At 31.7% G+C, this 22075-nt stretch carries 13 protein-coding genes and 3 pseudogenes; 14 read left to right on the forward strand and 2 right to left on the reverse strand.

Features of this window, described 5'->3' with window-relative positions:
• Window positions 1–828: 828 nt before the first annotated feature.
• From MKO96_RS15325 to MKO96_RS29610, 13 genes and pseudogenes are all read left to right on the forward strand, one after another.
• Complete coding sequence (locus MKO96_RS15325) at window positions 829–3195, forward strand: putative mucin/carbohydrate-binding domain-containing protein (protein ID WP_240587977.1); 2367 nt, start codon at window positions 829–831, stop codon at window positions 3193–3195.
• Between the two features lie 83 nt (window positions 3196–3278).
• On the forward strand, window positions 3279–5525 hold the full coding sequence (locus tag MKO96_RS15330) for a putative mucin/carbohydrate-binding domain-containing protein (RefSeq protein ID WP_240587978.1): 2247 nt from the start codon (window positions 3279–3281) through the stop codon (window positions 5523–5525).
• A gap of 269 nt (window positions 5526–5794) precedes the next feature.
• Window positions 5795–6007 (forward strand): DUF2187 domain-containing protein, encoded by a 213-nt coding sequence (locus MKO96_RS15335; protein ID WP_240588155.1) that lies wholly within the window; start codon window positions 5795–5797, stop codon window positions 6005–6007.
• A gap of 182 nt (window positions 6008–6189) precedes the next feature.
• A pseudogene (locus MKO96_RS15340) lies at window positions 6190–6419 on the forward strand (response regulator); the annotation flags it as partial.
• A gap of 402 nt (window positions 6420–6821) precedes the next feature.
• Window positions 6822–7526: a response regulator transcription factor gene (locus tag MKO96_RS15345; RefSeq protein WP_098343973.1), complete on the forward strand. Its 705-nt coding sequence runs from the start codon at window positions 6822–6824 to the stop codon at window positions 7524–7526.
• Window positions 7526–8512 (forward strand): sensor histidine kinase, encoded by a 987-nt coding sequence (locus MKO96_RS15350; RefSeq protein ID WP_240587979.1) that lies wholly within the window; start codon window positions 7526–7528, stop codon window positions 8510–8512. The genes MKO96_RS15345 and MKO96_RS15350 overlap by 1 nt, the downstream gene beginning before the upstream one ends.
• Before the next feature lie 142 nt (window positions 8513–8654).
• Window positions 8655–9425: an ABC transporter ATP-binding protein gene (locus MKO96_RS15355; protein WP_369294518.1), complete on the forward strand. Its 771-nt coding sequence runs from the start codon at window positions 8655–8657 to the stop codon at window positions 9423–9425.
• Window positions 9400–11370, forward strand: coding sequence for an FtsX-like permease family protein (locus MKO96_RS15360; RefSeq protein WP_240587981.1), 1971 nt, complete (start codon window positions 9400–9402; stop codon window positions 11368–11370). The genes MKO96_RS15355 and MKO96_RS15360 overlap by 26 nt, the downstream gene beginning before the upstream one ends.
• A gap of 32 nt (window positions 11371–11402) precedes the next feature.
• Entirely contained in the window at window positions 11403–12146 is a 744-nt protein-coding gene (locus MKO96_RS15365) for a lipoprotein BA_5634 family protein (RefSeq protein ID WP_240587982.1), read from the forward strand.
• A 714-nt stretch (window positions 12147–12860) separates the two neighbouring features.
• Window positions 12861–15314: a transglycosylase domain-containing protein gene (locus MKO96_RS15370; protein WP_240587983.1), complete on the forward strand. Its 2454-nt coding sequence runs from the start codon at window positions 12861–12863 to the stop codon at window positions 15312–15314.
• A gap of 202 nt (window positions 15315–15516) precedes the next feature.
• The gene (locus MKO96_RS15375; protein WP_240587984.1) at window positions 15517–16680 is read left to right on the forward strand and encodes a hypothetical protein; all 1164 of its coding nucleotides are present in this window, start codon (window positions 15517–15519) and stop codon (window positions 16678–16680) included.
• 147 nt (window positions 16681–16827) lie between these two features.
• Window positions 16828–17162 (forward strand): annotated as a pseudogene (locus MKO96_RS29505) (hypothetical protein).
• A 277-nt stretch (window positions 17163–17439) separates the two neighbouring features.
• Window positions 17440–17575: pseudogene (locus MKO96_RS29610) on the forward strand (hypothetical protein); the annotation flags it as partial.
• Between the two features lie 145 nt (window positions 17576–17720).
• On the opposite strand, the gene MKO96_RS15380 reads toward MKO96_RS29610, so the two are convergent.
• Window positions 17721–18722, reverse strand: a complete 1002-nt coding sequence (locus tag MKO96_RS15380) for a helix-turn-helix domain-containing protein (RefSeq protein ID WP_240587985.1) — start codon at window positions 18720–18722, stop codon at window positions 17721–17723.
• 403 nt (window positions 18723–19125) lie between these two features.
• Here MKO96_RS15380 and MKO96_RS15385 point away from each other — a divergent pair, with 403 nt between their 5' ends.
• Window positions 19126–20298, forward strand: a complete 1173-nt coding sequence (locus MKO96_RS15385; protein WP_240587986.1) for a tyrosine-type recombinase/integrase — start codon at window positions 19126–19128, stop codon at window positions 20296–20298.
• 398 nt (window positions 20299–20696) lie between these two features.
• Here the strand turns inward: MKO96_RS15385 and MKO96_RS15390 are convergent, their stop codons facing one another.
• Window positions 20697–21992 carry an APC family permease gene (locus tag MKO96_RS15390; RefSeq protein WP_240587987.1) on the reverse strand — a complete coding sequence of 432 codons (1296 nt, stop codon included), beginning with the start codon at window positions 21990–21992 and terminating at the stop codon, window positions 20697–20699.
• Between the last annotated feature and the right edge of the window lie 83 nt (window positions 21993–22075).

The raw sequence follows: 22075 nt of genomic DNA on the forward strand, positions 1-22075 counted from the left end.
AGACTAATAAATTAATTAATAATAAATTAAATATGCTATATTTAATAGAGTATAATATGGGAAATTTAACTATAATATTCCATATTATATATAATTATAAATCATTTAACATATTTGTTGCGGGAAATTTTGACATAAGATATTTTAAATATTAAGCACAGAAACATTTCAAAGAAAAAGAGCTATTTTAAAATGTACCCTAAAAACGTTTTCCTAAAAAGTAGTAAGATTTTGCAAATCGTTTCTGTGCCTAATTAAGTGAAAATAATATAATAAATTGTTTAAAAGATATGAAAAAAGTTACTTTTATGGAAAAATACACATCCCATACTATTAGAATTATGTCAAATTGCAGTATACAAATTACATTTTTCTATCTTACAAACTGCACAAATACCATTATAGGTAACTTGCCTAAGTTTTAACATCACCTTCATCACTTTTTTTCCAATAAGATTAATAGGGTCAGAAAAATGTGTCGCTATCTACTATGAAAATATAAGAAATATGAAGAATTATTTATAAAAAAATAAAATAGTAATAAAATTATTCGGCTGTTTATAAGTTGATTTTTAATGTTTTTGACGTTTTTCAAATGAATTTCATTTATTTTTATATAAAGAGGACATTTGTTGTGTTGTTTAAAGAGAAGGGCATAGGTGTTAACAGGTCATTTGTATATAAAATATAAACAGTTGAGTGTATAATAAATGATTTTTTAAAATATTTCATGTATACACACAAGTGTTGTTGAGTTATTTATTCAAAGTATAACCACAAATAATCTATAAATTATTATATATAAATAAAGGGGTGTTAATGTTCATTATGAAATTAATAAAAGGAATATTCGTTTCTACGATTGCACTTACATCTTTTACAGGATTAGAGTTAATTAAAATTAATGAAGATCCCAATGTAGTGTATGCAGATTCGAAAGATTCTTCACAAAATATAAGTCAATTCCAGGGAGATATTAAAGAAGGAAATAAAATTATTTTAAAGTTTAAAAGTGAAGTGAATTTCCCGTATAAGGATAGACTCGAAAATCAAATAAAAGATGAAGATAGCGATTCGGAATTAGTAAAAATCTTCTCTGAATTTCCGCAACTAACATTAAAGCGTTTATTTACATCTGTAAATCCGAAAGAGATTGAAAACATCGATAAACATACGAGGGAAACTGAAAATAATTCATCTTCTGATTTACTAGATTATTATATTGTAGAAGTGCCTAATAAAGTAACAGCTGAAACATTGATGGACAAGTTTAAGAAATCTCATCTTGTTGAACAAGTATATATGCAAGAAAAACCAACTCTTTTACCAGAAGTCCAATTACCTACTGTATCGCTTAACCCTTACGACGATCCAAGATTTTTAAACCAGGGATATCTTAAGGAAGCGCCATATGGGATTAATGCATCTTATGCATGGAGCATAAAAGGTGGAGATGGAAAAGGAACTACTTTTGTAGATATGGAGTATGGGTGGTTATTAGACCATGAAGATTTAGTAAATCAAAAAGTTGAGCTTATATCTGGTAGAAATATAGATCAACACGTTGGCCATGGAACTTCTGTACTTGGGATTGTTTCTGCTGAAGATAATAAGGTTGGTAATATAGGAATTGCACCAAAGGCTAAGGTAAAAGTAGTATCCCAAATAAGAGGTGATGGGTCGTATAATACGGCTGATGCGATAGTAAATGCTGTACATAATTTACAAGCTGGGGATATTTTATTATTAGAGGCACAAGCTTCTTATGATGGATATGGAGATAAATATTTACCTGTTGAAGTACAGCCAGATATCTTTGATGCAATACGAGCTGGAACAGATAAAGGAATTATTGTGATAGAAGCCGGGGCAAATGGTTCTAATGACCTTGATCAATTTAGAGATAGGAATGGAAAACAGGTATTAAATCGCAATAGTCCGGACTTTAAAGATTCAGGAGCTATAATGATTGGAGCCGCATCGTCAACTGTTCCTCATAAACGTTTATGGTTTTCAAATTATGGTAGTAGAATTGATGTTTATGGTTGGGGGGAAAACGTAGATACAACTCGTGCTGAACCTAATAGGATTACTAAAAATCTCTATACAACTGGCTTTAGTGGTACATCTAGTGCTTCTCCAATTATTGCTGGAGCAGCGACTTCAATACAAGGTGTAGCTAAAGAACATTTAGATCGTCCATATAAACCAGCTGAATTAAGAAATATACTAAGTAATCCAAATACAGGTACAAAATCTCAAAATCCGTTAACAGGTAAAATTGGTGTTTTGCCAGATTTAAAGTCAATCTTGTCAAATTTGGGATATAGCCCAGATATATCAAATAATGTTTTAGAGGGAAACCAATTTGTATGGTCAATGAAAGGAATAGGAGATTTTGAGTTTGCAAAATTAGATTTTAATAAGACAAAAGAAGAAATACAAATTCAATTAAAAGCAGTTGTACCACATCATTACTTTGATAGTACATATGCGAGTGTGAAAGTCCAAAATTCATCTGGAAAAGTGGTATATAATAAAGATATTTATGGAAACAGGCAACAAAATGCTGAAATACAAAAAATTCCGGTGAGAGTCGGAGACTATATTGAGTTTACACATTTAGAGGGTGGAAACCGAGCAACTCTTATAAATGTGGATAAAAATATACAGGAGAGTTTTGGTAAGAAGATAGTGTATCAAGTTACAATTAATGGTCTTAAGAAAGTTGATCAAATTATTAATCCTAACCCAGATACGGAAGCTCCTACACGGCCTGAAGGATTACAAGCAACCAACATTACTGCAAATAGCGTAGAGTTAAAATGGAATTCATCAACAGATAACGTAGGTGTGAAAGAATATCAAGTAATACGTGACGGGAAATTCATTCAAACCGTACAGGGAACTACATTTACTGATAGTAAACTGACTGCTAACATAGAATACAAATATACTGTGAAGGCTTTAGATGCAGCTGGAAATACATCGATTCAAAGTGATATTCTTCCAATTAAAACAAAAGATCAAAATGTATCTTATGAAAAATGGGATCCAAAGAAGGCATATACAAAGGGCGATAAAGTAGAACATCAAGGGAAAGTATATGAGGCGATTCAAAATCATCAAGGAAATGGTGACCCGAATTGGATATTTGCTCTATCGTTATGGAAACCACTTTCTTTGAATTTTTAAATTGAAGGGCATGGGAATTATTTTATATAAAGGAGAATCATGGAGCAGTCAAAGGTCAAAAACAAAAAAGGGAGGAAATTATTTTGAAAAAGATTTCATCTTTATTATTAACTATGCCGATTATTTTAGGAAGTATTGCTACGATTCCGCATACAAAGGTTTCAGCTGAAACAATGTCATTCAATCAAGAAACTTTCACTTTAGAAACATTGAATCAACAGACAGATCAAGCTATTGCAAATGGTAATTTTGGAGCTCATTTGAATAATCTCACAGCATATTTGAATGGAAATGTTGGGGATATAACTGAAGAGGACTTGAAAAAGAAGCTTGCAGACCCAGTATTTTCAGCAGCTTTGGCCCAGTGGCAATTTATATCACAAACAGGTGCTGCAACAATGAATGTATTTGCAAAAAAAGATGCTGATCATAAGAAATTTCTTAGCTGGGCTATGAAAAATACAAATGTGATGAATACCTATCTTGAGGGTGGTAGTCCAACTGGAAAAAATCCTGTAAATGCACTTGAGATATGGAATGCAATCTGGAATGCGGATGCAGATTCTCACGAAGGGTTGTTTTTGAGATTAGCGATAGCTACATCGTTAGCTCATGCTGAACCTATAAAATATTGGACAAACAATAAATCTATTAATCCATTAACAAGGTACCAACATTATAAATTAGCAGATCAAAATAATGAGTTACTTCCTTGCTTTAGAACATATGATGTTTGGCATTTAAGATTAGTAGTGAATACTTGGTCACCAGAAGAAGATTTAACTTGGGCAAGAAATATGATTAATACGGAACATCCGGAACTTAAAAATCAAGATAAGGTAGGAGAAAGTGCATATTTAATTAATTATGTAACCCATAACAAAGATGGAGTTAGCATTCATGCCGGAAATGATGCATTCTACGGTTTAGGTTGGAATCTTTCTTCCATTTACAAATTTGGTGGGGTATGCGGTAATATTTCGAAGTTTGGTACGCAAGTAAGCCAAGCATTTGGAGTAGCAGCTATGCCTGTTGGACAACCTGGACATTGTGCACTTATATGGAATAACAAGCCATCTTCTTGGAATTTAGGAAATGATATATCTGGATGGAGTCAGTCGAGCCGTCATGATGCAACTGTTATTCCTTGGTCAGATAATAGCCCGACAAATCAAGTGCAGTATATGTTACTATTTGAAAATGCTGAACGTGACCCAGTAAAACTAGATCAATCAGAGCGATTACGCTGGTTAGCGAAAGCGATGACCTCAACAGATAATAAAATTGCAATTTATAAAATATCCACCAATATTTTACCAATCAATTTTTTAGTATGGAGAGATTACGTTTCTCTTATGTTACAAAATCCAAATGTAACAGATGCTGATTGGAAAGAATTAAATAACAGTATCATTTCTGTTTTTGCGAATGAACCGCGACCGATGATGGATCTTATTACTCAAATAAAAGGCCATGTACCAAATACAGATGGTATCTTAGAAGGAGACCAATTTGCATGGTCACTGAAAGGGATTGGTGATTTTGAATTTGCGAAAGTAAATCTAAATAAATCAACAGAAGAAATGCAAATTGATCTAAAAGCAGGTGTACCACATAACTATTTTGATAGTACATATGCAAGTATTAAAGTGCAAAACACATCAGGTAAAGTGGTCTATAACAAAGAGGTTTATGGGAATAAACAGCAAAATGCTGAAACACAAAAAGTTCCAGTAAAGATCGGCGATTTTATTGAACTTACACATCAAGAAGGCAGAGAGAGGGCAACATTAATAAATTTAGATAATAATAAACGTGAAAGCTTTGATAAAAAAGCGATGTATGAAGTTACAAAGGATGGCTTGAAAAAAGTAAATCAAATTGTTAATTCGAAACCAGATACAGAGGCTCCCACACAGCCACAAGGATTATATGCAAGCAACGTTACTCCTAACAGTGTAGAGCTAAAATGGAATCCTTCTTCAGATAATGTAGGTGTAAAAGAATATCAGGTATTACGCGATGGACAATTGATTCAAACGGTACAAGGAACGACGTTTACTGATCAAAATCTAACAGTTAATAAGGAATATAAATTTGCAGTGAAGGCTGTAGATGCAGCTGGAAATACATCAATTCAAAGTAATATTCTCCCAATAAAAACAAAAAATCAAAATGAATCTTATGAAAAATGGGATTCGAAGAAGGCATATAAAAAGGGAGATAAAGTAGAACATCAAGGGAAAGTGTATGAAGCTGTTCAAAACCATCAAGGAAATGGTGACTCGAATTGGATATTCGCTTTAGCATTATGGAAGCCACTTACATAGGAGACTGATATATATTGAAACTATGCTCAAATGTTTATGGTAATTATGGAGGTTCTTCGTTTTAAGTAATGAGATAGTTTGATTCACCTTTTATACATTATTTGAAAAAGAACTTGTAGTGATTTCTACAAGTTCTTTTTGTTTTTCTTATTGTATTTAGAGTAGAAATTTTTAAATATAGAAGCCATGAAGAAATATGATATTAAGTGTTCTTTATTTTATAGACTTGCTAAACAGTATGAAGAAGTAAAAAAAGGGAAACCTAACGAATAATTAAGGTAACAATTGGGGATTACGTTCTATTTTTATATCATAAACAGCCTAATTTACAATTAACCGGATATGTAGTGAGTGTTCTTCAGAATACAATTGTTGTAGATATTAAAGAGATAATGGGAATTGAAGTAGATGATGTTAGGCAAGTAGTAAAACACGGTTACTATCATAAAGTGGATCAGCAAATAAAAAATAATGTTTCATAAAAGTGCTCGTAGATATATCTAAGAGCACTTTTTATGATGAAGTTACTGGATTTTTGGAGATGATGAATACCAGCTGTTAAATAGTAATATATTCATTTAGCAAAAAAATCTAAATAGAGCCTTTTTTTCGAGTATGCTTAATATTTACAAATTGAGAACAAGTTTTACAAAAGATACAAAATATGATGCCGAATATGGATGGTATTGAGGCGTGTATGAAGATCAGGGAAGACCGCAATATGCTTATCATTATGCTATATCAGAGGATATAGACAAAATTTAGGGTTTAGCCTCCGGTGCCGACGATTACTTATCAAAACCGTTTAACCCATTGGAATTAATCGCTAGAGTGAAGTCCCAATTAAGAAGATTTAAAAAATACAATACGTCAATAGAACATAATAAAAACATTCATTTTGATCTTCTTGGCTTAATCAGTTGTCAGTGGCTCAAAAAAAGGAATCATGGTCTTACCCCTTTTAGATAGCCCTAATGGGTATAAAATTTATAAGTTTTTTAGTTAATATGTAAAATGGATATTATATTTAATGAAGCGCCCTGTAAACAGGGTGCTTTTTCAATTATATCCTATCCTATTCCTCCAATTGGAGAATCAACATACTATTTTAAGTAAAGAAAAAAAGATGGATACCATCTCTATTACGTTTATTAATTTAGAAACAATAAATATACACTTTAATGGATACTTATTGCGTTTTAGGGAGGATATAAGATATCATCTTTTTTAAATAAGTAAAATATAAAACACTAAACGAACTTTAAAAATTACACCTAAATTAAAGGAGATTACGAAATGAATACAATCATGATTGTAGAAGATGATATGAAAATCGCTGAATTACTGGGAACTCATATAAAAAAATATGGATACCAAAGTGTTATTATAGAGGATTTTGAAAATATCTTAGAAATATTTCAAGAGATAAAACCAGATTTAGTGCTATTAGATGTAAATTTACCTAATTTTGACGGTTATTATTGGTGTCGCCAAATACGAGCTATTTCTACATGTCCAATTGTATTTCTATCTGCAAGGAGTGGAGAAATGGATCAAGTTATGGCTTTAGAAAATGGCGGTGATGACTACATTACGAAACCTTTTTATTATGAAGTTGTAATGTCTAAAATCCGTAGTCAACTCAGAAGAGCATACGGTGAATATGCTCCCAAAGTAAAAGAACGAATAGTTGAGCAATCAGGACTACACCTGTTTCCAGAAAGAATGGAACTTCAACTAGATAATAAGACAATTTTACTTACTAGAAAAGAAACAACTTTATTGGAAATATTGATAACAAAGTCACCGCTCCTTGTAAAACGTGAAGTGATTTTAGAACAACTATGGGATAGTTCATACATAGACGAGAATACATTGAGTGTAAATATAGGTAGAATTAGAAGGAAATTGCAGGATTTAGGTATTGAAAACGCACTGGAGACAGTTCGTGGTGCTGGATATCGATTGCATGCTACTTGGGAGAAGGAAGGGAAGGAATAATGAAATTATTTTTACAAGAACATATTCCACTCATTTGCTATACATTTGCCCAATTGCTTATCATTCTTTTTATATATTGGTTCGATGGTTATCCACATATTTTGACAGCATTATATTCTGTATTTTTGGGTATTTTTTTATTAATGGGTTATTTAATATATCGTTATTATAGTCATCGTTCATTTTACAAGCGTCTATCAACACCAATGGAAGCTTTAAATGAATCAATAAAAGATAGTGATTTGACTCCCTTATCAATGGCCTTAGAAACATTACTACAAACTCAATATCAATATTATCAAAACAAATTAAAAAAATGGGAACGAAAACAACAAGAACAATTGACTTTTATGAATCAATGGGTTCATCAAATGAAAACACCTCTTTCTGTTATTGAGTTAATTACACAAGATGCAGATGACTCTCGATTTGACAGTATTAATGAAGAAACGGAAAGAATTAAAAAAGGATTAGAAATGGTCTTATATGTTGCTCGTTTAGAAACATTTGAACAGGATTTTCATGTGGACAGATTGCAGTTATTAGGAATGATTGATTCTGCTATTCATGAAAATAAACGTCTATTTATACGTAGTTATGTGTATCCAGAGGTAAAAGTAGATCCGAATCTTATTGTAGAAACAGATAAGAAATGGTTTCGATTTATACTCAATCAAGTACTGTCAAATGCAATTAAATATTCATCCAGTAAGAAAGAAAAAGTAATAGTATCGGCGTGTTCAAAAGGGCGAGCAATTATTTTGGAAGTAAAAGATTATGGGGTTGGTATTCCTACTGCTGATTTACCACGTGTTTTCAATCCATTTTATACTGGAGAAAATGGAAGGAAATTTAAAGAGTCTACGGGAATGGGATTATATCTTGTTAAAGAAGTATGTGAAAAATTAAATCATGAGATTGAGCTAGAATCTGAGGTGGGTAAGGGAACAAAAGTTAGAATCATATTCCCGTACGCATCTCGTTAACCGATGAAAGGTATACTTTTCATCGGTTTTTCTTTTGAATCTTACAAACTTGTTAGATAAATGTTAGGGAAATCGATATGAGGCATACTATATATAGGTTACACTTCATGTATCGAAAAGAGAAATGGAAGGTGAAATACTTGTGGAGATACTACATGTTTCAGATTTAGGGAAGGTTTATCCTGGGAAAATTTCTTATACAGCATTATCCCATATTGATTTAAGAATAAACAAAGGTGAATTTGTAGGAATTATGGGACCATCTGGGAGTGGTAAAACAACGCTATTAAATATGGTGTCTACTATAGATGCTCCAACATCAGGAAAAGTATTAATTCATGGAGAAAATCCATATCTGTTATCTCCAAATCAGCTGTCTTTATTTCGAAGACGAGAATTAGGGTTTGTTTTTCAATCATTTAATCTCCTTAATACATTGACAGTGAAAGAAAATATTGTTCTTCCACTTACGCTTGATGGTGTCAGTCCTAGAGAAATGGAAGGGAAAGTAGAAGCTATTGCTAAAAAACTAGGGATAACTGAAATATTAGATAAACGTACGTATGAAATTTCAGGTGGGCAGGCACAAAGAACAGCAATCGCGCGTGCTACTATTCATAATCCAAAATTATTACTTGCGGATGAGCCTACAGGAAATCTGGATTCAAAATCTGCTTGTGATGTGATGGAATTATTGACAAAGCTTAATAAAGAAAATAGTACAACGATGATGTTAGTCACTCATGATGCAATGGCTGCCAGTTATTGTGATCGAATTGTGTTTATCAAAGATGGACAGTTATACAACGAGATTTACTGTGGAGATAATCGTAAAGTATTCTATCAAAAAATTCTAGAGGTTTTAGCATTATTAGGAGGAAATGCACATGACTTTTCGGCAGTTCGCGCTTAACAACATCATTCGAAGTAAACGAACATATATGGCTCATTTTTTAAGTAGTACATTTGCTATTATGATTTTCTTTACTTATGCACTACTTGCATTTCATCCTAATTTACAAGGGGATCTTGCTACCAGTGTAACAATAAATACATTTGCAAAATCAGGATTACAGATATCGCAGGGATTAATATTTTTCTTCTCATTCTTCTTTATCCTATATTCTGTAAGTGCATTTTTAAAAACAAGAAAAAAAGATTTTGGGATTCTAATGCTGCATGGGATGTCACGTTCACAACTGAATACATTAGTATTTATTGAAAATATAATAATTGGCATCGTTTCTATTTTAACAGGAATTACAATTGGATTGGCGTTCTCTAAGTTTATCTTAATTATGAGCAACAATCTATTAATGATTGATAAAGGACTCCCATTTTACGTACCCTTTCAAGCAATTGGAATAACTTTTGGAGCTTTCTTGTTGCTCTTTTTATTTATTTCTCTATTCACTTCTCGACTAGTAAATGTAGAACAACTAGTTGAATTAATAAAAGCAGAGGATAAGCCAAAGCCAGAACCTAGAGCATCCTTATGGTTATCCTTATTAGCCCTCATTTGTATTGGACTAGGATATGCGGCTGTTTTCCATAGTGTTAAAGCAATACATTACAAGGATATAAATTATTTATTAATCATGATGGCAACAGGGGTGAGCTTTGTTGTACTTGGGACTTATCTTTTATTTACACAGCTCAGTGTGTATGTGCTACGTACATTAAAGAAAAGAGATAATATTTTCTTTAAGAAAACAAATATACTCACCATCTCAGATTTAGTGTATCAATTAAAAGATAATGCAAAAATGTTTTTTATGGTGACAATTATATCAGCTGTTGCCTTTACTGCAGTGGGGACTTGTATGGGGTTAGGGAATTCATCCATGGCGGAATCGGATAGTCCCTTTGCATTTACTTATCAGTCTTATAATAAAAATTCTTTAGAAAAAGAGCATCTAAAAAAAATAAAAAACGAACTCAATAATAGTGGGTTTAATTTCAAACAAGTAACTTATTCAATAAAACAAATTCCAGATACCATTTATAACAGTAATATATTATTAAGCGTTATAAAACTAAGTGATTATAATAAGTTAGCTGAGGCATTTGGTTTTGAAAAAGAAAGTTTAAAAGAAGAAAATGATAGTTTTGTCATTCCTTCAAGAAAAGTAACTAAAACAAAATCTAATCAAAATAACTATCGATTGTCGCATAGAAATATAAAAATAGATATGCATGTAAATAAAACACTAACGCCAAAAGAACTACAAGATACAAGTATAACGACAGTTATTATACCAGATGCTGTATATAATAAAATGATAGTGGACCCAGAGGATCACCATAGTGAATCCACTATTAATGGTTTTATTGTGAAGGATTGGGAGAAAACGCAAAATGTTGCAGAAAAAATTATATCTGCAATTCAGAAAGATAATGAAGGTATAAAAGAGCCTATAGTATACAACGAACAATATACATTCTTTTCTTTAATTTCTAAATGGATAGTGATGAAGCAAGGTTTTGGACTTGCATCCATCATGAGTGTATTAATAGGGATTGTTTTCTTTACGTTTGCTGCAAGCTTTTTATATTTCCGATTATACACAGACTTAGAACGAAATCAGCAGCAATATAAAATGATAGCAAAAGTTGGTTTAAGTAAACCTGAATTAAAGAAAATTGTGTCACGTCAACTTGCATTACTATTCTTTTTACCCATTGTAATAGCAATTACACATAGTGCAGTAGCTTTTACGGCCTTACAAGAATTAGCCGATTTTTCAGTCTTGGGTAGTTCAATTATGGTATTAATTTGTTTCTTAGTTTTGCAAATTATATACTTTTACGTTGTTCGTGCTCAATACTTGAAAAAAATGTATAAAACAATTTTTTAATTCAAATATAATTAAACGAAGGAGAATATAGGTTGAAAAAAAGACTTGGATTATTAATAGTATCTGGTATTTCGATTGCCATGTTAGGAGCATGTTCATTATTTGGTACAAAAAATTCCCCAGCAAATGGGCTTTCAATAGAGGTAGAGCAGTTAAATGAACAAACAAGAAATTCTATTATAGACCTATACAAAGATATAACCATATCACAAGACGAATTCAAAATAAAAGAGGGTAGCATTGATAATAACAAACTAAACATAAAGCTCCCAACACAGTTTGGGGATGCTGGGGCGGATACTCCTAGTAATTTACTATTTATTAGTAGAACAACTGCTGAAAAAATGGTCAAAAAGGGGCTTATACTTGAAAGAGATAATAATCAGGGGGACATATCTTCAGATCCTGTGGATTCATTACCAAAATCAAAAAAAGGTGAAACTATCTTATTTGCAAATAAAGAATATAAGGATTTAAAAGAAATAACATATGATGCGAAAAAAATGAGTACACAATACGCAGGTGATGTATGGCTAGCGCCATATCGTGGTGGATCCAAAGTAATCCTATTAATAGTAGATGATACATTATTTAAAGAAATAAATGGGAAAGAAAAGACTAGACAGATTCTATCTTTTAATAAATCTTTTGGGAATCTTAATTTAGTCAATCAAGGGAAAGCACCAGAATTACTTAAGGAATTAGATAAAGTAAAAACGGCTTTAGGTACTGAGGGCGAGAAATCTGTCAATTTTTTGAATGTTAAAGAAAAATAAATAATTACGTCTATTTGGGTAGAACTCTGTCACAATCAAGTTAAGCAAAAGAAATACACAAAAATGAAAAATCTCACTTCTTATCTGAAAAAGATGAAAAGTGAGATTTTTTGCTTAGTGGGGTAATGTTCCAGAATGTTGACGGTAACCCATACCCGTCACGCTAAGATTGGATTTTCTATGAAATTCCATTTTCGTTGCTGTACCCATAGTAACGTTTCTGCTCCGTTACTATACAAACTCAAATTTCTTTCTCATCTTAAAGTGGAACAAATTTATTACTTAAATTGTCTATTCAATGTAAACCTAAGATGCCCTCAAGTGAGGGCATTGATTTTACCTTTGCTTTCTGATTCCCTGTATCCATACAAACTATAGGATAAAATTAGTAGTCGATTCTTTTCATGCTGATTATGTTAACATGAACCATTGTTTTAGATTGGTTTTTAAATAATGTAATATTTAAAATTTTGGTTATATAACAAAAAGATGAAGAACAGCAAACAATATTCTTACTTTAAGGAGCAACATTATTAGAAAGAATAGAGAGGGAATATTCAGATTAAGAATTAATCTAAGTTTTATAATCTATATATTAGGAAAAAATTCACTGTTTCTGATTAGCATACTTTTTAAATATAAGTATATTTCTGAAGGTGCCCCCTCTAATTTTAAGTAAATCAACAGGAGAATTGAAAGGCAGGAGAATATAGCATGTTAGAAAATCATCGTTCTAGAGAGGAGCGACGACAAGTTAAAAAGAAAAAACAGCCAGCTTCTAAAAAACAAAAACCAAAGGGGAAAACTCCGTTTTTTCGTAAATTTTTAATTAGTTGTTTATTACTAGGTATTGTGGGGTTAGTCGCAGGGGTTGCTACTTTTTTCGTTATGATCAAGGACGCACCAAAACTTGAGAAAGCAAAACTTATTAATCCGTTATCCTCAAAAATTTATGATAAAGATGGGAAATTGATATATGAATATGGGAAAGAAAAACGAACGAATATTATGTATGATCAAATTCCTAAATTAGTAGAAAATGCGTTTTTAGCGACAGAAGATGCACGTTTTTACGAGCACAGTGGCGTAGACTTTAAAGGTACTGCACGTGCAGTTTTAGTCAGTCTAAAAGGTGATTACGGCTCTCAAGGTGGAAGTACGATTACGCAACAAGTTATTAAAAATTACTTCTTATCGATGGAAAAAACGTCAAAGAGAAAGGCGCAAGAAATATATTTAGCGTATAAGCTGGAACAACAGTATTCAAAACATGAAATTTTAGAGATGTATTTAAACAAGGTTTACTTAGGCAACCGTTCATACGGAATCGCAACAGCAGTACAAAACTATTATGGTAAGGAAATAAAAGATTTAACACTACCAGAAGTTGCGATGCTTGCCGGTTTAATGAAAGCGCCTAATAACTATGATCCAACGAAAGAACAAAATATTCAAAAGGCAACAGAAAGAAGAGATGTTGTTCTTGAATTAATGAATCGACATGGTTATATTACAAAAAAAGAAATGGATGAAGCATCAAAAGTTCCAGTAACAGAAGGACTTAAGGGAGCAACTGAACAAAAAGAAATGCCATATCCTGCGTTTATGGATGCTGTTGTGAAAGAAATTGAAAAAGAGTTGCCAGAAGCTAGTATTGGATCTGATGGTTTAGAAATTTATACAACTTTAGACCAAAAGGCTCAGGATTTTGCTGACAAGCTCTTAAATGAAGATATTATTAATTATCCAAATGAGAAATTCCAAGGGGCTTTCACATTTATGGATACGAAAACAGGAGAAGTTCGTGCAATTGGTAGCGGCCGTGGTGAAAATAAAGCTGTATTTAAAGGACATAATATTGCGATTGAATTAAATCGCTCAGCAGGTTCAACGATGAAACCAATTTTTGATTACGCTCCTGCAATTGAATATTTAAAATGGGCAACTTACCATCAAATTGATGACTCTCCATTTAAGTATTCAACAGGACAAGAAGTTAGAAATGCAGATAGAAAGCATTTAGGACCAATTACAATGCGTGATGCATTGAAGACGTCTCGAAATATCCCGGCAATAAAAACTGCAAAAGAAGTAGGAATTAATAAATCAAAAGGTTTCTCTGAAAAGCTAGGTATTACTTTTAATGTAGCACCGACCGAATCAACAGCGATTGGTACAAATGAAGCGTCTCCAACTGAAATTGCAGGTGCTTATGCGGCATTTGGGAATGGTGGTAAGTATACGAAGCCGTATTTTGTCAAGAAAGTCGTTTATCCAGATGGAAAATCAAAAAACTTTGAGCAAAAAACAAAACGAGTTATGAAGGATTTTACTGCATATATGATTACTGATATGCTTCGTACTTTTGTTTCATCTGGTTTGGGTACAACAGCCAATATAGGTTATTTAGATATAGCGGGTAAAACAGGTACAACAAACTATTCTTTAGAACAAATAGCACAATATAATCTACCAGAAAGCGCAACTCGTGATAGTTGGTTTGCTGGTTATACACCACAATATACGATGGCAGTATGGACCGGATATACAAAGGATAGTAAAGAGGATTATATTAGTAGTAAAAATACGAAAATAGCTCAATTGATTTTTAAAGAAATGATGAGTAAGTTTGCTACAGATAAGTCGCGATTTAAAATGCCGAACAGTGTAGTTCAAGAAGGTAGCGAATTACGTATTAAAGGTGAGAAGCGTGATTCTTCTCCAAATACAAAAATAGCAAATACGACTGAACCGCCGAGTGAAAATAAGCAAAAAGAAAAGCAAAAGAAACCTGAAGAATTAAAGAAACCAGAAGAGCAAAAGCAAAGTGATCTAACTAATGGAAGTGATCGTGGAAATACAACGCCATCAACTAATGGAAGTGACCGTGGAAATACAGTACCACCAACCAATGGAAGTGACCGTGGAAATATAGTGCCACCAACCAATGGAAGTGACCGTGGAAATACAGTGCCACCAACCAACGGAAGTGACCGTGGAAATACAGCGCCACCAACCAACGGAAGTGACCGTGGAAATACAACGCCATCAACTAATGGGAGTGACCAAGGAAATACAACGCCACCAACCAATGGGGATGGCCATGGAACGCTAACGCCACCAAGTAATGATAGGAATACAGAAGAGGCTCCAGCTAATAATGGATAATAAGTAATAGGAAGAAATTTTTAGTTCTGTTGCAAATTTTTAAAAAAGCATATATAGGTGGTTAATGAAGAATAATGTTCAGGAAGTAGCTGGTAATTGCTGAAGTTCATTGTATGTTGAAAAGGCAGAGCCTCTTTGTATAGTGATTCCAAATTTGTAATCCTTATTTAAAATAAGGATTATTATAGAAAAGGAGTGTCTGATGAAAAAGTTTTTAAGAGTAATTCTAATCTTATTGGTGATATTTATAGGAATTATGTTGGGATGCATAATTGTAAATAAAACATATCATACAGAGTATAAGTCTTTAAATGAAACGGATCAAAACATGTTAAAAGAACTATCTACTATTTATAAGAGTTTCGAAGAATCGAATGAAAAACTTTGGAATAAAGATTATCATTTCGAAAAAAAGCCATTATTATTGATACGTAGTAATAAAGATGGGGGATTCTTTAGACAAGAAGCTTATGCAGTTAATGTAAAAGGAGTAGAAAATAGTATTTTTGCTAAAGAAATAAAAGTCCCAAATTCTTTGCATCTACCTAAAGTCTATCGCTTAACTCGTTTTGATTTTAGAACTGTTTCTACCTGGATGCCTTGGAACTTTGGGACAATAAGTATTAACGATATGAATGTATTTTATTTTAAATATTATCCTAAAATGTTTGTTAATCCAGATTTATATTTTGATTTTTCGTCTTTCTTATTACATGAGGCTTTTCATGCTTATAAACAAAAAGATTGGACATATGATTCAAATGGTGGAGAGTATATTCACGAATATCCGATAAATAAAGAAAATTATGCATTAATGGGATTAGAATTTAAGTTATTAGATAAAGCAATGGTTGATACGAACCCAGAAAATATTAATCAAGCATTATATGACTGGACAATTGTACGTAATTATCGCTATAAAAAATGGCCACAATTGATTGGAGAAACAAAAACTGAAGCAATAGAAGGTTCAGCACGATACTTAGAGTATCGTTATAGTAAGTTAACTGGTGGGAAACTTATGGTACTTGCAAAGAAAGAGAAGCCATATCATGTTACTTTTATGGAGGCGTTTAACTTCATTGCTAATGGACAGGCAGAATCTCCAAGATTTTTAGAGCGGAATATGAGATATGAGACTGGTTCAGCTCTGGAATTAAGCATGGACAGAGCAAATATTCCATGGAAAGAAGCTATTGAAGATAGTACAACCAAACAAGGGAAGACACCCTATGAAGTATTAGATACGTACTTTAATATAAATAATACGTCTACAATTGAAAATAAGATTAAAGAAATTAAAGAAAACAATGACTATGACACACTTTTAGAACAAGGAGAAAAATTGGAGAAAATAAGTAACTAGTAAAGAAAAAAAGTGAAAAAAATCTCCTTTAAAAGGGCTAATTGAAGGGGATCCTTTTTAATAATAGACTATATACACTACTAAAAACTCGGTTTTAATAATTAATTTTGAACCTAACGTACAAGTAACAAATTAATATATGTCCCAATGTTGTCTAAATGTACAATTTTCTTTGTACCATTCATTTTTTATTTTATATTTAAATCTAAAGAACTTCGTATAATAGCTATTTAAACAGGTGTTTATCAGCTATTCACTTGGATTATTGTATTGATCTGGAATGTTTTTATAATAAGGATATTAATGTTTTCTATGTTCCATTTCGATTTGAATGAGAGTAGTTTGTCAATGATATTGTGGACAGCACCATTTTATATAATCATAGTTATTTTATTAGTTTTTGGGCCTTTTAAAGGAATTATATATGTATTACAGGGAAAAGAGTTTCATTATCAATTGTATCCAAATGGACTAGCAAGTAAAAACAAATAAAGAAGAATCCAGCTAATATTAATCGGTTTTTATTTGATATGAATTGTCTATTTCCGGGATATAAACATATACTTTGTGCTTAAAATTTCCACTTCAATATTAAATGTTGTAATTTTCTGTTTTATTGTGAATTTATATAATAAACTTTGCAAAGGGACTTACTATAAAGAGCATTTATAACAAGTTTCTTCCTATTATAAAGAAGATGTTGGGTGATATGAATTAAAACAGAGACACGAATTAGCTCACGAAGATAAAATGTAAGGTATGAAGTATAAGGATGTAGCTGAGAAATATGATGTAAGTGTTAATACTATAAAATTATAGAAGAACAGATACCAATGGGACAGAAATCGTGTACACAGAAAAGAAGACAGGTGCACCCATAGGGAATAAAAATGCGTGGGCAATTTGGATAATAAGAACCAAAATGAGGATACAAGAATGTCGCGGGCCATGACGCTCCCACAGAATAGAATGATTAAATTGAATAATTTAAGAAGCGTAGAAATTAAATCTTTCTACGCTTCTTCTAATTGATAAGAAATCTAATGTTTTTCTAAATTTCTTATAAAAGATTTTACAGCTTGCAATAAGAATTCTTCCTGTCCCATACCAGCATCGGCTGCCATCTGAACTACTTTTTGCTTGAATTGATGATCCACATGAAAAGTTAATGGCTCTACATTACTTTTAAAGTAAATTCCTTCTACATGTGGAAGAATCGTGCCGGATTTCATATGAGAATGTAAGTATTTAATTTCCTCTTGAAACTGCAATGGATCTACTTGTAATACAAAAGGTTTAATTTCTAATCTGATAGTATCTGATGAATTACTTAATCGCATATTTGTAACACCTAGCTCTTTATAAAATAAATTTATTAGATTATAAGTGATAGAATTAAAGAGTTGAGGTTTTTTAAATGAAAAAGATAAATACCCTCTTTTTGTAATTACCGCTTTTTTATTGAAAGGTTCAAAGGAGTAATCATGTTCCTTATAAGTGGATAGAGGGAAAATTTCTTCATCCTCTGTAAGAATCTTGCCGTCCCCTCCATTAATCTCTATTACCCTAGCGGTTTTTCCAGTATGTAAATGTTTTAATAATTGATATAAATATATATCTTCATCTTGAATCTTAGTAATAAATGTTTTTCGCTCTTTTGTTTTAGTTTTTTCATAATCAAGCATAAAAATCTCTAGCTCTTCCTCATCGATAATATATACTTGTTTTCCTCGTTTTTCTACCATTGTTGCGGGTAATTTTCCAGATTTAATGTATGTAAAGATAGTAGATGGTGCAACATTAAGAATTTCAGCTACTTCTTTCGTGCTAAGGCCTTTAACCTCATTTTTATTTTTTAAACGTTCAATATCCTCTAAATAGAAAATCTTACTACCGAATTGCTTCCAGTTATCTTTATATACACATTCTATTAATCCATCTTTTTCTTTTTTTAAAATTGTTTGTACCGTTACTCCTAATAAGTCGGCTGCCTCTTTTGTCGTTACAGTAGGTTTTGTAATGAACAATAAATCTTGTGTCATGAAAGGACACCTCCATAACTGTCGTTTACTAATATTTTAGGTATGTATATATCATATCAGAATTTGATTTATATTTAAAATAAGAAATAGAATTTATTAAAGTTAATATTCATAGTTATGGTTTGAAAATATTTTTCATTCACTTTATATGTTAATGAATGTTTATAGTTATTTTTATTATATAATCACTATGAATTTTAAATGATTATCTGTTAAAGAATATCTATCTGCTAATAAATTATAAAAAAATATAAATATAAGTAAATAAAGAAGAATGTAGCGTTCTTACAGAAAGAAAATGAATTATCATTTGTATAATTAACCGAAGTAAAATAAAATAATAATTATAGGTAATAAAGAGAAGTATATTCATAATCTTCAATAGGAGAGGTGAATTAGAAATATGAATAATAAATATGTAGAAGAAAATTTATCAATTATAAACAATCAAAGTGAGTATATCGATACTTATGTAGAGAATATAAAAGATATCGTTCCATATCTACATAACAATGGTTATGTAGATATAGTGGAAGATAAGATGGAGGTTGCAGAAAAAGAGGGAAAGAGTAAATATACGTATTTAAGTGACATAGAAGTCATTTATCATTTCGTACATTTACAAAAAGATATGGATGAGAAGAAGAATAGAAAAGAGGATACGAAAAAGAGTTATATCTCAGAAATCTTATCATTTTGTCAGTGCATGGTGCAGCATGCAGAAGAATTTGAATTGAATGGGGAAGAGATACAGAAAAAGGACTCTTTATTGAAAATATTGCAACCTTGGCATATTCGTAAATACAATTCTTGGTTGAAACGGGTAGAGAACGGTAGGAATGGTGACACATATGCAGTCGCAACACTTGCAAAGAAAACAGTGCTCATTCGTTCTTTTCTAAAACATCTTCATGTGTTTTCTTATATTGAAAAGCCTCTTCATGAAGAACTACAGCGCGCAAATGTAAATGAGCAGGATCGGCCAAATCGGGACCTATCCTATGATGAGGTTATGAAAATTTTAGGATTTTATAAAGAAAGAGGACATTTAGTAAACTATACAATTTTACTAGCGCTAGCAAGTACTGGTGCAAGAATTCAAGAATTGTGTACCGCAAGAGTGAAAGATTTACATTATGACGGAAAGTACTGGTTAAAAGTCACTGGAAAAGGGGATAAAGTGCGGGAACTTTTTATTTCGGAACATTTATATCAGTGTATTTGTGAAATGAGACTGAGAAGAGGATGCCAAACGGTATTAGATAAAGGGGATGAGAGTCCGTTATTTATAAATCAAAGAGGAAATACATATAACTCTAAAACATTATCGAATCAAGTAACAGATATGATAAAGAAGACAAACTTAGAGTTTCTACTGTATCGTGAAAATCCAGTAACGGCGCATACATTCCGCCATGCTTTTGCAATTATGGCAGTAGAACAAGGTAATGCAGATTTATATCATTTAATGCAAACACTTGGTCACGAAAATATTCAAACCACAAAAATATATTTAGAAAAACATATGAAGCGTAAAAATAACGTTGGATCTACTTTCGCTGATATGTTGATATGAGTTTTATAGTAAGTATCAACTGTATTTAATTGTGTATTTTTTACACAATTAAATACAGTTTATTTTCAATTAATTTTAATTAATATGAGCGTTCATCAAACTTAATTAATTAAAGATAAAAAATTACTTCTATTATATACAAAGTTATCCATAGTGAAAAAACACATAAAAGTACATAGAGTCAAGTAGAACTGTTAAATATAATCTCTATGAATAGTAAATGATAGATTTGATTAAATATAGAAAAACCAGGATGATTTTAAAAAGTTATCCTGGTTTTTTGAATGAACATAATTAGTAGGTTATCTTGTGCAAATTATAAGTCAGTAGAAAATGTCCTTATTTCAGGATTAATATTAGTTTATATTTTTAGTGGTGAATTTTTAGGATATATGAAACTATTTTTCGTTGGAAGTATTTATTTGATGGGTGGCTATAGTGCTATACTTCTTATTCATAACTATATAAATCCAACCAATAACTGATAAGATAACTGGATAGAAAATAGCCCAACCACTAAATGAGTATACAAAAATACATATAATTAGAGATAGGAAGGCCATCCACCAACCTATATCACGCACTTTTAATAATTTAAGAGCAGCTAGCATTGTAAAAATATATGAGGTAATAAATATTACACTAGGACCTTTAAGAAGCATTTCTAAATTTGGTCGTACCATACCATAAAAGATCAAAATACAACTAAAAATGCCTCCTAAAACTAGTAATACCCTAGTTGGAGTTTGAAATTGAGAGTGTAACTTAGCAAAGAAGGAAGGGAAATGTCCTTCTCTAGCTTGAGCGTAAATCATTCTTGAAAAACCTGCAATGTTAGCATGTACAGCACTAAACGAAATAAAAATTGCTAAAATAGTTGTTATATATGTACCTATTGGTCCTAATCCTTTTGATATTAGAATACTAAGGGAAGCTATCTGATCCTTATCACCATATGAGTGGGTCCCTATTGTTACAAAAGATATTGCAATGTACATAATGGAGATACAAATTGCTCCTAAAAATAAACTAATCGAAATATCCTTAGCGGGCCTTTTAAATTCTTCAGCTAATGGGGTGATCATTTCCCACCCTACAAATGAGAAAAAGATAATTACAGAAGAAGCGCCAACGGAAGACCACCCGTTTGGTACAAATGGTGTAAAAGAACTTAATTTTACATATGGTATAGAAACGATAACAGCGACAACTATTAAAAGTGAAATAATACAAATTACAAACACACTAACTTTTGATGATAGCTCGATACCTTTTATATGTAAGAGTAAAGAGGTAATTAAAATTAATGCTGCAATTCCTATAACACTAAGATTGCTTATTGGAAAAACATATCCAATATAATGGGCACCTGTTAAAGCAATAATCGGCACTCCAATAGGAATAGAACCTAACATAATCCAGCCTAGGATGGCACTTGTATTTGCATTAAATGCCATTTGAACATAAGCTGTAATTCCTCCAGCACTAGGAATCATTTTAGCAAGACGCGCTAGAGTCGCTACAATAGGAAAAGCTAATATAGACATGATAACCCAAGATAAAATTGAAGCTGGTCCAGCGCTATTTGCAGTAATTGAAGGTAAAATAAGGATTCCACAACCTAACACAGCTCCTATGGTTAATGCGGTTCCCTGTACCCAAGTAATTGAGCGTTTCAATGATTGTTGTGTCAAGATACTCAGCCTCTCTTTCATTAATTGATATTAATTATATAAAGTTTTAAAAAAGGATAACATGCTATAATTTATGTATTAAT

Source organism: Bacillus sp. ES1-5 (genome assembly GCF_022487605.1).
GTDB lineage: Bacteria > Bacillota > Bacilli > Bacillales > Bacillaceae_G > Bacillus_A > Bacillus_A wiedmannii.